Annotated in this window: 19 protein-coding genes; 13 read left to right on the top strand and 6 right to left on the bottom strand. The window is 69.1% G+C overall.

What is annotated here, in order from left to right:
- Positions 1-265: YidB family protein (locus FHG71_RS16740; protein ID WP_139082844.1), on the top strand; the 265-nt coding region annotated here is incomplete at its 5' end.
- Positions 266-577: 312 nt separating this feature from the next.
- On the opposite strand, the gene FHG71_RS16735 is transcribed toward FHG71_RS16740, so the two are convergent.
- From FHG71_RS16735 to FHG71_RS16720, 4 genes are all read right to left on the bottom strand, one after another.
- On the bottom strand, positions 578-865 hold the full coding sequence (locus FHG71_RS16735; protein WP_139082843.1) for an HU family DNA-binding protein: 288 nt from the start codon (positions 863-865) through the stop codon (positions 578-580).
- 249 nt (positions 866-1,114) lie between these two features.
- The gene (mscL, locus tag FHG71_RS16730) at positions 1,115-1,594 is read right to left on the bottom strand and encodes a large conductance mechanosensitive channel protein MscL (RefSeq protein WP_139082842.1); all 480 of its coding nucleotides are present in this window, start codon (positions 1,592-1,594) and stop codon (positions 1,115-1,117) included.
- A gap of 102 nt (positions 1,595-1,696) precedes the next feature.
- Entirely contained in the window at positions 1,697-2,152 is a 456-nt protein-coding gene (locus FHG71_RS16725) for a cupin domain-containing protein (protein WP_139082841.1), read from the bottom strand.
- 112 nt (positions 2,153-2,264) lie between these two features.
- Complete coding sequence (locus tag FHG71_RS16720) at positions 2,265-2,558, bottom strand: hypothetical protein (protein WP_139082840.1); 294 nt, start codon at positions 2,556-2,558, stop codon at positions 2,265-2,267.
- Between the two features lie 151 nt (positions 2,559-2,709).
- Here FHG71_RS16720 and FHG71_RS16715 point away from each other — a divergent pair, with 151 nt between their 5' ends.
- The gene (locus FHG71_RS16715; protein ID WP_218014129.1) at positions 2,710-3,102 is read left to right on the top strand and encodes a substrate-binding domain-containing protein; all 393 of its coding nucleotides are present in this window, start codon (positions 2,710-2,712) and stop codon (positions 3,100-3,102) included.
- 300 nt (positions 3,103-3,402) lie between these two features.
- Here FHG71_RS16715 and FHG71_RS16710 read toward each other — a convergent pair whose 3' ends face one another.
- On the bottom strand, positions 3,403-4,305 hold the full coding sequence (locus FHG71_RS16710) for an ArdC family protein (RefSeq protein ID WP_139082838.1): 903 nt from the start codon (positions 4,303-4,305) through the stop codon (positions 3,403-3,405).
- A gap of 444 nt (positions 4,306-4,749) precedes the next feature.
- On the opposite strand from FHG71_RS16710, the gene FHG71_RS16705 reads away from it, so the two are divergent.
- The 4 genes from FHG71_RS16705 to FHG71_RS16695 all read left to right on the top strand — a co-directional run bounded on the left by FHG71_RS16705 (position 4,750) and on the right by FHG71_RS16695 (position 7,344).
- Entirely contained in the window at positions 4,750-5,301 is a 552-nt protein-coding gene (locus FHG71_RS16705) for a thermonuclease family protein (RefSeq protein ID WP_139082837.1), read from the top strand.
- Positions 5,298-5,459, top strand: a complete 162-nt coding sequence (locus tag FHG71_RS23650; protein ID WP_176559467.1) for a hypothetical protein — start codon at positions 5,298-5,300, stop codon at positions 5,457-5,459. The genes FHG71_RS16705 and FHG71_RS23650 overlap by 4 nt, the downstream gene beginning before the upstream one ends.
- Positions 5,460-5,627: 168 nt before the next feature.
- A complete protein-coding gene (locus FHG71_RS16700; RefSeq protein WP_139082836.1) occupies positions 5,628-6,068 on the top strand; it encodes a LexA family protein in 441 nt (146 codons plus the stop codon).
- A gap of 10 nt (positions 6,069-6,078) precedes the next feature.
- Positions 6,079-7,344: a Y-family DNA polymerase gene (locus FHG71_RS16695; protein ID WP_139082835.1), complete on the top strand. Its 1,266-nt coding sequence runs from the start codon at positions 6,079-6,081 to the stop codon at positions 7,342-7,344.
- A gap of 30 nt (positions 7,345-7,374) precedes the next feature.
- Here the strand turns inward: FHG71_RS16695 and FHG71_RS16690 are convergent, their stop codons facing one another.
- The gene (locus FHG71_RS16690) at positions 7,375-7,689 is read right to left on the bottom strand and encodes a hypothetical protein (RefSeq protein ID WP_342777517.1); all 315 of its coding nucleotides are present in this window, start codon (positions 7,687-7,689) and stop codon (positions 7,375-7,377) included.
- A gap of 663 nt (positions 7,690-8,352) precedes the next feature.
- Here FHG71_RS16690 and FHG71_RS16685 point away from each other — a divergent pair.
- From FHG71_RS16685 to FHG71_RS16655, 7 genes are all read left to right on the top strand, one after another.
- A complete protein-coding gene (locus FHG71_RS16685) occupies positions 8,353-8,979 on the top strand; it encodes a lytic transglycosylase domain-containing protein (RefSeq protein WP_246045489.1) in 627 nt (208 codons plus the stop codon).
- Positions 8,976-9,260 carry a TrbC/VirB2 family protein gene (locus FHG71_RS16680; protein WP_139082834.1) on the top strand — a complete coding sequence of 95 codons (285 nt, stop codon included), beginning with the start codon at positions 8,976-8,978 and terminating at the stop codon, positions 9,258-9,260. Before FHG71_RS16685 ends, FHG71_RS16680 begins: the two co-directional genes overlap by 4 nt.
- 11 nt (positions 9,261-9,271) lie before the next feature.
- Positions 9,272-9,550 carry a VirB3 family type IV secretion system protein gene (locus FHG71_RS16675; RefSeq protein WP_139082833.1) on the top strand — a complete coding sequence of 93 codons (279 nt, stop codon included), beginning with the start codon at positions 9,272-9,274 and terminating at the stop codon, positions 9,548-9,550.
- On the top strand, positions 9,540-11,912 hold the full coding sequence (locus FHG71_RS16670) for a VirB4 family type IV secretion/conjugal transfer ATPase (RefSeq protein ID WP_139082832.1): 2,373 nt from the start codon (positions 9,540-9,542) through the stop codon (positions 11,910-11,912). The genes FHG71_RS16675 and FHG71_RS16670 overlap by 11 nt, the downstream gene beginning before the upstream one ends.
- 161 nt (positions 11,913-12,073) lie before the next feature.
- Positions 12,074-13,267, top strand: a complete 1,194-nt coding sequence (locus FHG71_RS16665) for a lytic transglycosylase domain-containing protein (protein ID WP_139082831.1) — start codon at positions 12,074-12,076, stop codon at positions 13,265-13,267.
- The gene (locus tag FHG71_RS16660; RefSeq protein ID WP_139082830.1) at positions 13,264-14,091 is read left to right on the top strand and encodes a type IV secretion system protein; all 828 of its coding nucleotides are present in this window, start codon (positions 13,264-13,266) and stop codon (positions 14,089-14,091) included. The genes FHG71_RS16665 and FHG71_RS16660 overlap by 4 nt, the downstream gene beginning before the upstream one ends.
- Positions 14,092-14,101: 10 nt before the next feature.
- Complete coding sequence (locus tag FHG71_RS16655; protein WP_139082829.1) at positions 14,102-14,755, top strand: VirB8 family type IV secretion system protein; 654 nt, start codon at positions 14,102-14,104, stop codon at positions 14,753-14,755.
- The last annotated feature ends 7 nt before the right edge of the window (positions 14,756-14,762 follow it).

Genomic DNA, 14,762 nt, shown 5'->3' with positions numbered 1-14,762 from the left:
GGCTCTGCTAATCGGCCGCGAGCCAGCCGCTTACCCCAGCCTGTCCTCGGTCAGAGTTTGCAACGGAGCCGGCACGGGCCAGAACCGGGAGGTGGAGCCCCAAGATCTCGAGGCGGCGCTCGGGCCGGACGTGCTGGAAGACCTGACCGAGGCTACCGGACTGTCGCGCGAGGAACTCCTTCAGCGGCTCTCGCGCGAGCTGCCCAGGGCGGTGGACCAGTACACGCCGCAGGGGCGGATCCCCCAACCGCACGAGTTTGGCTGAACTCGAACGGATCCTGGGAGTGGACCTACTCTGGGTCGCAGGATACGGGCGGCGGCCTGTCCGCCGCCCTTCGGTCGCTCCACCGAACTCAGGCGTCCACCCCGCGTGTGTGCAGTGGAACAGATACGCCTGAAGGGTGCAGGATTGGCCCCGGCGGCAAGACGTCACTCATTTGAGGGACATACGGGTCTGCCGGCAAACGCCGACGAACATCGCTTCTAGGCCCACAGTGAGGGTCGTCCAGTGCGGCTTCGGTGAGCCTACGAATTGTCGGCTTCAGCGTTGAGGAGCCCCTTCAGTTCCCTGGATGTCTCAGGGGTTGATGCTGTCCTTGAGGGCCTTGGCGATGGTGACCTTGATCACCTTGTCGGCGGGCTTCTGGATCTGCTCCCCCGTACCTGGGTTCCGAGCCATGCGCTCGGACCGCTCGCGGCAGGTGATCTTGCCAACGCCCGGCAGGGTCACGGCGCCGCCCTGGGATACCGTTTCCGTGATGATGCCGGTGAGGGCGTCGAGCATGGCGCTGGCCTGCTTCTTGTCGCCGCCGGTCCGTTCGGCGAGGGCGGCGACGAGCTGCGTCTTGGTCATCTGGTTGGCCATGGGTTTCTCCTGTGGTGAGCATCGGGGCAGGTTGAAGCTCTAGGCTGCACCGCAGTTCGCTAGGCTTGTCCAGAAGAAAGCAGCTCTTCAGGCACACCGCGCAGACCTCAGGCCCATGCTCCTTCCACGTGCGTTTGCAGCCACTGACACCTCTCCAGGCTAGGGGAGATGGATCACCCGCGAGAGCGTCGGCCTGCCGTAGGATCCCCCGGCCGACACTGCAATGGCGCGGCCCCATCAGCTTTGCGCCTACATCGTCCCGGTCGGCCCCCTCGTCCCGCCGGGCGTCACCTCCGAGCGGCCCGTGGCCAGCAGGTTGCGGATGTCGGTCAGCAGCTCCTCCTGGGTCGGGCCCTTGGGCGCCGAGGGCACCTCCTCGCCTTTGCGGACTGCCCGGTCCTTGATGCGGTTCACCGCCTTGACCAGCAGGAACACGACGAAGGCGATGATGAGGAAGTTGATGATGGCGGTGATGAACGAGCCATAGGCGAAGACAGCGGCCCCCGAGTCCTTCGCGGTCTGGAGGCCCGCGCCTTCCGGCACGCTGCCGGACATGACATAGTAAAGGTTCGAGAAGTCTACCCCGCCGATGATGAGCCCGATGATCGGGTTGATGATGTCATCGACGAGGCTCGAGACGATGGCCGTGAAGGCCGCACCGATGATGATCCCCACGGCGAGGTCCATCACGTTGCCCTTGGCGATGAAGTCGCGGAACTCCTTGATCATGGCTGTCCCCCTGCGCTGTTTGTCGCGCCCGCTCCCGTCCGGTGGCGCAGGGTCAGGGTGCGCGGGAACGGCTCGCCGCGCCAGAGGTTTGTTGGACGCGCCTCACGCCGGAGGCGGTCCCAGGATCTCCACCCCGAACCTGGCCGCGACCGCCACCACCTCGTCGAGGTCGTCCTCGCCCCAGTTGCCCTCGGCGACCTCCTGGAAGAAGCGCTCCAGCCCTGCGGGCGTGATGACGGTCAGAAGGCGGGCCGTGGCGGAGCCTACGTTCTGGAAGGTGTGAGCCTGATCCCGGGGCAGGAGCGCCACCCCGCCCGGACCGAGGTCGAATACCTCCTCGCCGCGCCAGATGCGGAAGGTGCCCTCGATGACGTAGGACACCTCGTCCTCGCGTGAATGGCGGTGCCAGGGACCAGCCACGCCAGGCGGCACGATCTCCTCGATCACGGAGGCATCCAGCGGCGCCCCCAGGGGGTCGCGGCGGACGATGACCGTCTCGCCGAAGACGTCGAGCACCTGGTCGCCCGTTCGGATCTCAGGGGTCCCGGCTTCCGTCATCTCGCCCTCTCCCGGCTGCTGGCGTGCAGCCTAGCGCGAGCCGGGCGTTCCGGCCAGACGGCGCCTCGCGCGCGGGCGCCGCCCTGCCGGGCGGCACGGGCGAGACCAGCGTTTAGGCGGCCCGCCGCAGCGGGGCCGCGACGTAGACGTCCTCGTCGGCCATCTCGGCCAGCCAAGCCGGGAAGCTGAATCCCGGAACGTGGAAGGACGAAAAGATGCCCTCCGCATCCTCGGCCGAGATCAGGCCGCGGTCGAAGCCGCGCACCACCTCGATGAGGGCGCAGGTGACGGCTTCCGCGTCCATCGCGTTGAACGGGCTCACCGGGGCCGCGGCCAGAAGGGACGACAGCCGGCCCTCCAGCTCCTTGAGATGAGCCTGGTTCGCAGGATTGTGGAGGTGAAGCATCCGCGGCCGACCTTCCAGTCTGGGGAGGAGAATGGAGGTCCTCTACGGCCGCATGGATGCGTCAGCATAGCTGACACATTGACGCATGGTCAGTTTTGCTGCGGTCGTGCTGACCTCGCGTTGCCACGGTGGCCAGAGCGAGAGGGCCGCGTTGGCCCAGGCCGGCATCCCCGAGCTCGAGGTGCCGCTGCACGCCGTCAACCGGGACGGCAGCAACATCGGAGTGGTGCTGGGTCTCCTCTTTGCCGACGGGGAGACCACCCCGACGGCCCTCCTCGCCATGTCGGACCGTGTCGCCCCGCCCGCCCTGGCCGGGCTCGCCGCCCGGGGACTACGCGTGCCGCAGGACGTCTCCGTCATAGGCTTCGATGGTGTGCTGGAGGCGGCCAGATCGCCCCTGCCGCTCACCACCATGGAGCAACCCTTCCGCGAGATCGCCGAGCGGGCAGTTACCGCCATCCTCGAGGGCGCCTTGCCAAACGGGCGGGAGTTGCTGCCCCTCAAGCTCGTGGTGCGCGGGAGCACGGAGCCGGCGCCTGTGTAACCCCGCAGCGCCTAGGCCCGGCACGAGAGAAGAGGCGGGAGACCCAGCCCACTGGGCATTCAATACTCCAAGATGACGGCCGATCCACCCTTCCGTCCACCTCTAGGAGGACAAGCCAAACCCCTTCTCGGCTGAGCGGGCACAAGGGCTCAAGCTCATGCGGTGGCTCCTCTGGTTACAACAGGACACAAGGGAACCGTACGGGCTCATGTTCGACATGCCCGAGGTTGACAGAACACGTTGAGAAGGAACATCGAAGACCCCTGCAGCGGCGCAGGGGTCTGGAAAGAGGGGGGCTGTCTATGCTGCCACCGCCTGCTCAATGTCAGGGTTTGGGCCGCACCGCTCCGTGATGAGGTCCACCGCCTTCTGCGCTTCGCTGGCCGCCCGGAAGATGGCTTTCTTGTCCTCGGCCAGCGCCTTTAGCCAGCCCTCGACGTAAGCCGCCGACTGGTCGATGGATGGGGTGAGGCCCAGCGTCGCGAAGAGAAGGCACTGCCCAATCTCGGCCACGAGTTCCTCGAACGCATAGGCCTGTCGGTCCTTGCACCGAGTCAGCCGGTCCAGCCGCGCCGTGCCTCCCGTCCAGTGCACCGCTTCGTGGCCCAGGGTCTCGTAGTAGCCCTGGGTGGTGTAGAAGGTGGCAATCGGGGGCATGTGGATGAGGTCGCGGACGGTATCATAGTAGGCTCGAGGGTCGGGACCAGTCTCGACCGTGGCGCCCAGCCGGGCGAAGTAAGCCTCCAACGCCTCGTCGGGTCGGGTGCCCAGGTCCTGGGGGGCTTCGACCTCGCGGGTGAAGCTCTCCGGCAAACGGTCAATCTGATCGGCGTTGAAGACGTGGTAGGCACGCAGATAGGGCCGGCGCACTTCGTCCCCCGCGTCGCCTTCCTTCTCCACCACGCCATACTTCACCACGAGGGTGGAGCGCTCGCCCTTGCGGACCTGCCCGCCCAGTTCACTGGCTTGCTTGTACGTCATCCAGAACGGCGACGCGTAGCCCTTCTCGGCCGCCTCCAGCCAGAGCATGAGGACGTTGATGCCGCGATACCGCTCGCCTGTAGCCCGCAGCGGGAAGGCCGCGCCACCTTTCTGCCCCGTCCACGGCTTGCGCCACGGGGGCGTACCCGCCTCCAGAGCGGCGATGATCCTGTCCGCGATCTCGCGCTCAGGGTCAAAGGTTTTGGGGGTCTGGGATGCCATCATTTATCTCCGCGTGGTGGTGTTTGCGCGGCGTGTGTGGGTCTTGGTGCCCTGTTCGCGCCGCCTTTGGGCGGAGCCGTCCTGGTCTGCTGTCTGAAACAGGCCCCGCATGTTTCGGACGGCAGAGCGGGGCGGGCGACAGCCCGGCCCGCGGCCCGGGGCTGGGCCGTCAGAGGGGGCGGAGGGGCCCGGTGGTGCGGCCCGCAGCGAAGCGAGGACACGGCGGGCGCTGGAGCCGACGACGTCCTCGGGCGGCGGCGCTCGCCCCTTGACGGACCGGACCCGGGATGCGTGGCGGCATCACGAGACAGCGAAGGCGTCGCGCGGCCCGCTCCGGCCGCGCGTCCGTCCCCGACCGGAGCCCGGCCCCTCGGGGACGGGCTCGCCGCCTCCTTCTCGCGGCAGGACCCTGACCCGGTGCCTCCGACCTGCTAGACGGCGCCCATGACTCGTCGCCCGCGCCACACCTCCCGCCGTCGCTCCCCATCCCGCCCCCGCAGCCGGCGTCCCCTGGCCTGGCTCGCGGCCCTCGGGGCCGTCCTCGTCGCCCTGGGCTGGCTCGACCCCGCGCGCCTGCCGCAGGGCTGGGACGCCTGGTGGCCGGGCAGCCTCGCCGAGTGGCTCCCCGGGTCCACGTCCTCGGGTCCGGTCCCTGACCCCGCCCCGACTCCCACGTCGCGCGAGACCGAGCCCCCTGCCCCGCCCCGCTCCGCCAACTCGCTCCAGGGCCGGGTGACGCATGTGCGCGACGGCGACACGCTGGAGGTGGCGGGCGTGCCGGTGCGCATCGCCAACCTCGACTGCGCCGAGCTGGGCACCACGGAAGGCGAGAGCGCCCGGCTCTTCCTGCAGGACCTCGTGCGCGGCCAGACCCTCGCCTGCGACCTGGAGGGACGCAGGAGCTACGACCGCGAGGTGGGCACCTGCGCCCTGGCCGGCGAGGACCTGGGCGAGATCCTGATCGGGGAAGGCGTCTGCGCACGGTGGAGCGGATGAGGCGTTGGCGGCTCCTCTGGCGCGAGCTGGTTCGCGAGGCCGCGCAGGTGAGCGGGCCCGAGCGGGCGCTCCTGCTCCCCACGGGCCTCGTGGCGCTCTACGGCCTGGCCCAGATCCCCCGCCGCGTGACGGACGTGGCGCGCCTCCTGGGCTGGTAGAGCGGTCGCGCCGGGCGTTGTCCCACCCAGGGCAGCGCCGCCCTTTCCTGCCCTCCGCCGGAACGCCTCGTCGGGACCGGGCCCTCCGGGTTTCTATTCCGGTGACAACCCTGGACAGACGCAGAAACCCCGTTGCCACCGCTCGCTCCTGCGCTACACGTTCCTGTTATGTTCCTGCTGCGCCACCACGAGTTCGAGTCGCAGGCCGAGGCCTGGTCCCTGCCCTTCGTCCTCGAAGGGCTCTGCGCGGGGTTCCCCTCGCCCGCCGACGACCACCTTGAGCCCGACATCAACCTCCTGGAGCTCCTGATCCCCAACCGGCCCGCGACCTTCCTGTGGCGGGTGGATGGACACAGTATGAAGGACGCCGGCATCTTTCATGGCGACCTCCTGATCGTGGACCGGAGCCTCACGCCCCGGCACGGCGACGTGGTGGTGGCGGTTGTGAACGGCGAGCGCTCGCTCAAGCGCCTCCTCCTCGACGGGCCGCGTCCGCGCCTCGCGCTCGAGAACCGCGACTTCCCGGCCTTTGCCGTCCCGGAGGCGGCGGAGGTGGAGATCTGGGGGGTGGTGCGCTGCAACGTCCACTGGCTGCGGGGCCGGCGGTGAGAGACCCCCGGTGACCGTCTTCGCCCTGATCGACGGCAACTCGTTCTACTGCTCCTGCGAGCGGGTGTTCGACCCCACCCTCGCCAAGCGCCCCGTCATCGTGCTCAGCAATGGCGACGGCTGCGCGGTGGCCCGCACTCCCGAGGCCAAGGCCTTGGGCATCCGCATGGGGCAGCCGTGGTTCCAGATGCGGGATCTGTGCCGGACCAACAAGGTGGCGGTGTTCTCGTCCAACTACGCCCTCTACGGCGACATGAGCGCGCGCATGAACGAGGTCTACCGCCTCTTCTCGCCCGCGATCGAGGTCTACTCGATCGACGAGAGCTTCCTCGACCTCTCGGGCCTAGGCGGAACGGACCTCGTGGCCCACGCCCGCGAGCTGCGCGCCACCGTGCGGCAGTGGACGGGCATTCCGACCTGCGTGGGCCTCGGGCCCACGAAGACGCTCGCGAAGCTCGCCAACTGGCTGGCCAAGCACGACCCCGAGCGGGGCGGGGTCTGCGACTTCCGGGAGGCAGGTCCCCGGGAGGCGGCCATGGCGCGCATCCCCGTGGGCGAGGTCTGGGGCGTGGGCTCGGCCTCGGTGGGCAAGCTCGAGGCGCTCGGCTGCCGCACGGCCGCCGACCTCGCCCGCCTCGACCCCTACCTCGCTCGTCAGCTCCTCACGGTCGTGGGCGAGCGGATCGTGTGGGAGCTGCGCGGCACCTCCTGCCTCCCCCTGGAGGAGGTGGCGCCCCCGCGGAAGGGCTGCGCAGTCACGCGCAACTTCGCGGGCCGGGTGGAGGACCTCGCCACCCTGCAGGAGGCGGTGGCCGCGCACACGACGCGACTCGCCGAGAAGCTGCGCCACCACGGGCTCGCCACCGATGCGCTCACCGTGTTCTTCCACACCTCCACGCACGACGCGGGGCCCCAGCACGCGGCGAGCCGGACCGTGACGCTGCCCGAAGCCACGAACGACACCCTGGCGCTCCTTAGGGCCGCGCGGGCAACCGTGGCGGCGATCTGGCGCGAGGGCTTCCGCTACTCCAAGGCCGGGGTAATGACGATGGGGCTGATCCGGGCGGAGGAGGCGCCCCGGCCGCTCTTCGACGGGCTCGACCGGGAGCGCTCGGCCCGGCTCATGGGCGCGCTCGACGCCGTGAACGCCCGTTGGGGGCGCGGCACCCTCGTGCCCGCCAGCACGGGGCTGACACGCGCATGGGCCACACGCTTCGAGCACCGCTCGCCCCGCTACACCACGCAGCTGGACGAGCTGCCGCTCGCGCGTGCCTGAAACAGCTCAAGGGCAGAGCCCGAAGCCGGGTCAATCGGCGGGCGCCTGCCGTCGCGCATTCGTCACCTCCTGGAAGCGGGCGTACTCGGCCGTGACCTCCTGCCCCTCCTGGAAGACGCGGGCCCGCTCGGCGTCGAGGCAGCGCAGATAGGTGCCGAAGTCCTGGATGTAGGCCTCGAAGTCTTGCCGCAGGAGGTCCGCGTAGGCTTGGATGTCCCGGGGGTCGGTGGGCAGGAAGGGTCGGATCGGCGGAATGCAAGGTTCCGCCTGAGCTTGGATGCGGCTTGGGAGGACAAGGAAGGTGACCAGGCAAGCTGTCAGAATGGCCAGCGGCAGGACGCGCATAACGTAACCCTTTGTCTACTCAGCTTTTCTAGGACGTGCGGGCAGCGGCGTCGAAAATCCTTGATGACAGTCCTAACGAATTCGTGAACTCATCATAAGGGTTTGTTAACGATTCGGTTTTTGCCACCAACGGTTGTGGGTCGCTGGTGCATGTCCCCTCAGAGCACACGCTAAGCTTGTAACCAAAAATATAACATCCTATCGTTTGTCCATGACCTAGAAACGGGCTGGACGCGGTAGCAGGTCGAAGGACCCGAGATCGCACCATGCCAAAGTTAGGTCCCGATGTGGTCACCGAACTCGGCTTGCGAGAGCTTTTGGAATTAGGTCACCGCATCGTGGTGATTTGCCTCAAGCCGCCTGTCAAGAAAGGCACTGTCTTTTATGGGCTTTGGGGCATCCGATGCGTGTCCAGGGATGGGGAGTCCGACCGAGTCCTTGTTATCTCGATGCGGAGCAGCAAGACCCCCGACCGGCCACGCGTGTTCAAGACGCTCAACGGGGTCGCGAGCTTCCTCTACTCCCTGGACTTCGGCACCGTCTGCATTCCCATGCACGAAGGGCAAAGCGCTACCCACACACCTCCGCGAGACCGGAAGGCGGAGCCTTAAGGCCGCCCTCCTGCTCGGGTGGGCTCTGGCGACCGAGGCCACGGCCGATGGCTTGGTCATGGTCATGGGCGCGGACGGCTCGCTCACGTCGAGCACCGACACTAGCTTCTCGAAGCACTATGGCGAGGCCGCCCAGGAGGACACGGGCGCCGTGGTCCTGTTCCGCCGCGAGCCGGAAGCGGCTGAGGAGGTCATCGCCGCCGGGGGGACGCTGGTGGGGGCACCCGCCCCGCAGTCCCGCACGCCCTCGCCCGAGATCCTGGCCAGCATCGAAGCCACCGCCTTGCGCTACGCCGGGCACGGGGCGCTGCGCGGCGCAGGCCTGAGCCCGTCGGACTGGCTGCTTCTCTACCAGGCCAACATTGAGGTCGAGAGCGGCTACAACCCCCGTGCGGTGAGCCCAGTGGGGGCCATCGGCTTGGGCCAACTCATGCCCGGTACGGCCTCCATTCTCCAGGTCGATCCGCACGACTGGCAACAGAACCTGGACGGATCGGCGCGATATCTGCTCACGCAGATCGGCCGCTTCAATTCGGCGGAATTGGCGCTCGCGGCCTACAACGCCGGCCCCGAGGCGGTCGCGCAATACGGGGGCATTCCACCCTACGAGGAAACGCAAGGGCACGTGTCCAAGGTGCTCGCCGTATTTGGTCGGCTCAAGGAGGAAACCGGGTTATGAAACTGCAAAACGTACTTATTGCCGGCCTTGCGCTGGTTCTCGCGCTGGTTGAACCAGCCCTGGCGCAGACGGTGGACCTGTCGCCGGTCCAGAACGTGCTCCAGGGGATTGTGGACGCGCTCGTGGGTCCCTTGGGCCTCGTGGTGGGCACGCTGGCGCTGATGGGTGTCTTCCTCGCCTGGCTCTTCGGCTACATCGATTGGTCGCGCGCCATCATGGTGCTCGTCGCCATCGTGGGCGTCGCCTCGGCGCCCGTCATCGCTGCCACGATCTTCGCCTGAGGCAGGCGGGCATGGCGGATCACACGCGGCTCTTCATCGGCCTGATCCGGCCCGCCAAGCTCCTGGGCCTGCCCGTCATGTACGCGGCCGGCTGGCTCTTCGGATCGGCGCTGCTGTTCCTGTGGGTCCAGCACTGGGCGGTCGGGGTGGCGGCCCTGCTCGCCTACCCCGCGATCTGGAAGGCGGCGGACTGGGATCCGCACTTCCTCGACGTCGTGCGCGTGGTGATGCAGCACACCCCGCCGCGGCTCCCCCGCTCCGAGGACGGAGAGACCCACTATGCCCCGTGACGGCGTCGAGGAGGCCGCTCCTCTCGATCTGGCAAGCCTCCTGCCCCGGCCGCGCCGATCGGACCGGCACCTCGCGCGGATGCTGCCCTATGTCAGCCTGGTCGACGACGTGACCGTGCGGACGCGCGGCAACGAGCTCTTCCAGTGCGTCCGCCTCGACGGCCTCAACAGCGCCACCGCCGAGGACGAGCTCTTGGACCGCACCAAGAGCCTGTTCGCCCAGCTCGTGGCCCAGGTGGGCGCGGGCTACGCCTTCTACGTCCACAAGGTCTCGAAGGGGCTGCGCCACGAACTGCGCCCCATCGAAGGCTGTGATTTTGCGGCTGCCCTCGACGCCCGCTGGCGGGCGCATCTCGACACGATGGGGATGCGCGACAAGACCCTGACGTTGACGGTAATGAAGCGGCCCGAGCTGGGCGCCAAGGTTCCGTTCTTCGCCCGGCGGTCGGTGGACACTCTGCGCGCCGAAACGGCCGAGAGCCTGCGCAAGCTGAACGAGGTCACGGGCTTCATTCTGTCGAGCTTCGGGAGCATGCGCCCGCGCCGGCTCCCCGCTTCGACGGGAGAGCTGCTGGGCTTCTTGGGCGGCCTGAACACCGGCGAGGAGCTGCCCCTGCACCGGGGCTCGCGCTACGGCTTCTTGGCCGAGGACCTGGCCAACACCCGCGTCAGCTTCAAGGGGGCGCGCTTCACCCTCTCGGAGGGGGTGGTGGGGCGGAAGTACGGGACCACCTTCGCCATCAAGACCTACCCGGCCAAGACCACGGTGGGCATGTTCGACGGGCTGAGCCTCCCCGTGGACATGGTGGTGACGCACAGCTTCGTCCCGGTGAACTCGAACCTCATGGCCGAGCGCATCAAGCGTCAGAAGCGCCTGATGCGGACGGGCGAGGACGGGGCGGTGTCGCTCCTGGCCGAGCTCGACGAGGCGCACGACGACCTGGAGTCGCGCCGCCTCATCTTCGGCGAGCACCACATGACGGTGACGGTCTTCGCCGCCACCCCGGGCGAGCTGGACAGCCTCGCGAGCGAGGTCCGCAACATCGCGGCCGAGCAGGGAGTGAGCCTCGTCAGCGAGAGCTTCGCGGGACAGACCCACTACTTCGCGCAAGCTCCCGGCAACGCCGTCATGCGGAGCCGCAAGGCGCCCCTCACCAACCGCAACTTCGCCGACCTTTCGGCCTTCCATCGCACGCCGCTTGGCAAGCGCGGCCCAGAGACGCCCTGGGGCACGCCCCTGACCATGTTCCCGACGCCGGAGCGGTCGGGCTTCTGGTTCTCCTACCACGAGGCGGGCCGCCCGGACCGCGAGCCCACCTCGGGACACACCCTGATCCTGGGCCGCCCCGGCTCGGGCAAGTCGGTGCTGTCGGCGTTCCTGATGGCACAGGCGCGCCGCGCGGACGCGCGGATCATCGTGTTCGACTACCGGGCCGGCTTGGAGATGGCGGTGCGTGCCTTGGGCGGCTCCTACGCCCCGGTCCGGCCCGGGGTGCCCACGGGCCTCAACCCCCTCTGGCTCGAGACCGACGAGCGCGGACAGGCGTGGCTCGCCGATTGGCTCGTGGCGCTCCTGACCCGCCCCGATCGGCCGCTCTCGCCCGTGCAGACGAACCGAATCAGTGAAGTGGTCCGGCAGAACGCCGAGGCGCCGGCGCACCTGAGGAACTGGACGGACCTCGCCTCGCTCTTCGCCTCCGCGGACGACGGGGGCGACCTGCACGAGCGCATCCACGAGTGGACCGAGACGGGGCGCTACGGCTGGATCTTCGGGCAGACCCGTCAGGACACCTTCTCGCTCGAGGGCGAGGTGGTGGGCTTCGACCTCACCGGCATCCTCGACAGCGAGAGCGAGCGCGAGCGCATGGCCGTGCTCTCCTACCTGTTCCGCCGCGTCGAGCGGCTGATCGAGGACCGCCGCCCCACGATCATCGTCGTGGACGAGGCCTGGAAGGCGCTCGACACCAGCTACTTCGCCGAGCGGCTGTCCAACTGGCTCGTCACCGCCCGCAAGCAGAACGCCGTCGTCGTGATGATGACCCAGTACGCGAGCCAGCTCGAGCACACCCGCACGGGCCGCACCATCGTGGAAGCCGTGCCGACCCAGGTCCTGCTCCCGAACCTCCGCGCCAAGGCCTCCGACTACGCCCTGCTGGGCCTGAACGCCAAGGAGTTGGCCATGCTCCTCGACACTGGCAGCGGCTCGCGCCTGGCGCTGGTGCGCGACGACCGGGGCTCCACGCTCGTGGACGCCGACCTCAGCGCCCTGGGGCCGCTCCTCACCATCCTGGGCGGCCTGGAGAAGGGCGAGCAACTGGCCGGTCCCGATTGGCGGACCCGCCCCGACTTCTGGAGATTGTGACGTGGGCTGGCGGTTGTCTCGGATCATCCTGCTGCTGGGGCTGGCGGTCCTTGGGCTGGCGGGGTGCGAGCCCACCTCCGGTCCCACGGCCACCTGCTTCAATCTGGTGGAAGGCCAGGGTCCGTGCGAGTTCCGTCCTCTCCCGGAGAGCCCGAACGAGGATGCGTAGCGCCGCCGCCTCCGCCGCCCTCCTGCTCGCGCTCGGCAGCCCAAGCGCAGGGGAGGCGGGCCTGTTCGGCGGGCTCTTCGGAGGCCTGTTCGGAGGCTTTGGGGGAGGCGCCGTCTTCGACGTTGGCGCCTGGGTCCAGCGTGAAGCGATCCTGGAGCAGGGGACCCGCGACCTCGCCGTGCAGGCGGATCGGTTGTCGAACGCGGCGCAGGCCCTGGAGATCGAGAGGAGCCAGCTCGCCGCCCTCGACCGCATCCTGGCCTCCGTCTCCGCCACAGACGGCTCCGGCACCCCGGCCGCGATCGCGGCGCTCGAAGGTGACGGCGTCACGCCCGCCTCGGCCAGCGTCCTCTACGGCGCCGAGGACCCCAACCCCGCCGCCGCGCGGCTCTTCGGAGACGCCAACGTCACCGTCGAAGAGCTCATTATCCAGGTCGCTAAGGACACGGCCGGCTACCCAGGTGTGGCGGCAGCCGGACTCTCGCCCGTACAGTGGCGCTGCCTCTTACAGGCGCTGATCTGGCAGGAAAGCCGTTTCCAGGTGGGCGCGCGCTCCCCGGCCGCGGCCTTCGGGCTCACCCAGATCATCCCCGGCACCGCGCAGCAGCTCGGCATCTACCCCGAGTACTACGAGGACCCCTACCTCCAGGTCGAGGGTGGCGCCCGCTACCTCAGCCAGCAGCTCCAAGCCTTCGACGGCAACGTCGTCTTCGCGCTGGCGGCCTACAACGCCGGGCCGGGCGCGGTGGAGAAGTACGGGGGCGTGCCGCCCTTCGAGGAGACCCAGGGCTACGTCAAGGCGATCCCGGCCAAGTACAACAGCTACCTGGGCCTCGTGGGCGGCATCGACGCCACCGGTACCATCGACCCCGTGCTCCTGGCTGGCTCGACCCTCTCCCTCACCGCCGACGCCGCCCTGGTCTACGCCGGGCACATGGAGGCCCAGATCGCCTCCGCCGCCACCCGGCTCCGCAGCATTGTCACGCGCATCCGGGCGACCGCCGACGCCGAGGAAGCCATGAGCCTCAACACCTACGCCCGCGCCGAGATCGCGCGGCTGATGGTGATGATGGTCCGCCTCCAGGCCGCCCACACCCAGCCTCTGAGCGCCGAGCAGGTGGCGATGGCGGCCACGATCGCCGCCGAGCGCGACTACGCCGATTTCACCCTGGAGACTCTGCCATGAAGCACCTCCTTCTCCCGACCGCCCTGGTGCTGGGTTTGGCCTCGTCGACCGCCGAGGCCGCCATCCCCGTCATCGACGTGCGGGCCATCGCTCAGGCGGTCGCCCAGCTTGACCAGATGCTGGAGGACTTCGGGATCCAGACCGACCTCCTCGACAACGCGCTGGAGCAACTCCAGACGCTGCAGGACCAAGTCGCCAAGCTCACCGAGACCTACGAGGCGCTGACGGGCGAGCGGGACATCATCGAGCTCGTCATGGGCGGCGAGCTCGACAACCTCCTGGGCGGCAACTTCACCGACGTGGTCGCCTCCATCCAGGCCGTGCAGCAAGGAGACTGGTCGCAGCTCACCGGCCCCAACGCCGGCCGGATGCGCGAGGGGATCGAGTCCGTGCTGAACGAGGCGGGGTTCGACTCCGAGACGCTGGAGCGGCTGGCCGCCGGCAACCCCCGGGGCGCCGGCCCCTCCGACCCCACGGGCATGCCCGGGGACGGCGTGGGCACCGACGAGGAGGCGCAGCGCATCGCGACGCGCGCGACGACCGGCGCCACCATGTCGGCCGCAGCCGAGATCAGCCACGAGAACGCCGGCCAGGCGGCCGAGCGGATCGAGGCGCTGGTGGCCGGCATCGGCGATCAGGCGGACCTCAAGGCCTCCATCGACCACAACACCCGCGTCACCGCCGAGATCGGCATCATCATGCTGGAGATGCTCCGCCTCCAGTCGGTCGCGACCATCGGCGCGGGCCAGGCGGGGGTGATCGACGCGGCCACCATCGCGGCCGAGCGCGAGTACGTCGACTTCACGCTCCCGGACATGAACTGAGACCCGCCCCATGAACAGCATGAGCGAGATCATCGAGGAAGAGCTGATCTACGGGGCGCGCCGGCGCGAGCGGGTCTGGAAGGCCATCGCCGGCGCGGGCGCGCTCTTCGGCGTGGCAGGCTGCCTCGCGGCGGCCGCCGTCGCCATCCTCGACGTGGACCCAGCCCCGGCTCTCGTCGCCTATGACCCGGACACCGGCTTGGCGCTGCCGGAGGCCAGCGTCCAGGCCGTGTCCCTGGCCGAGCGCCCGGCAGTGATCCAGGCCCAGGTGTTCCGCTACGTGACCGACCGCGAGACCTACAACCAGCTCGACAACGACCTGCGCGTGCGCCGCCTCCTTGCCATGAGCGAGGGCGGGGCCGCCGACACCCTGCGCGCGCTCTGGACATCCGGCCACGACGCCTACCCGCCCGAGGCCTACGGGCCGAACGCCCGCATCGACGTGGAGGTGCTGAGCATCGCCCTCATCACCAACAACCGCGCCCAGGTGCGGCTCCGCAAGCGCCTGACCGCGCCGGACGGCGCGACCACCGGGCTGTTCACGGCCACTCTCCTCTTCGGCTTCACGCCCGAAGAACGCCGGAGCATCGACGAGGTGTGGGGCAACCCCCTGGGCTTCGTGGTGCGCGAGTATGCCATCACGTCCGACCGGCTGGAGGAGTGACGATGGG

Source organism: Rubellimicrobium roseum (assembly GCF_006152145.1).
Lineage (GTDB): Bacteria > Pseudomonadota > Alphaproteobacteria > Rhodobacterales > Rhodobacteraceae > Rubellimicrobium > Rubellimicrobium roseum.
This window is presented reverse-complemented; position numbering and strand designations above follow the sequence as displayed.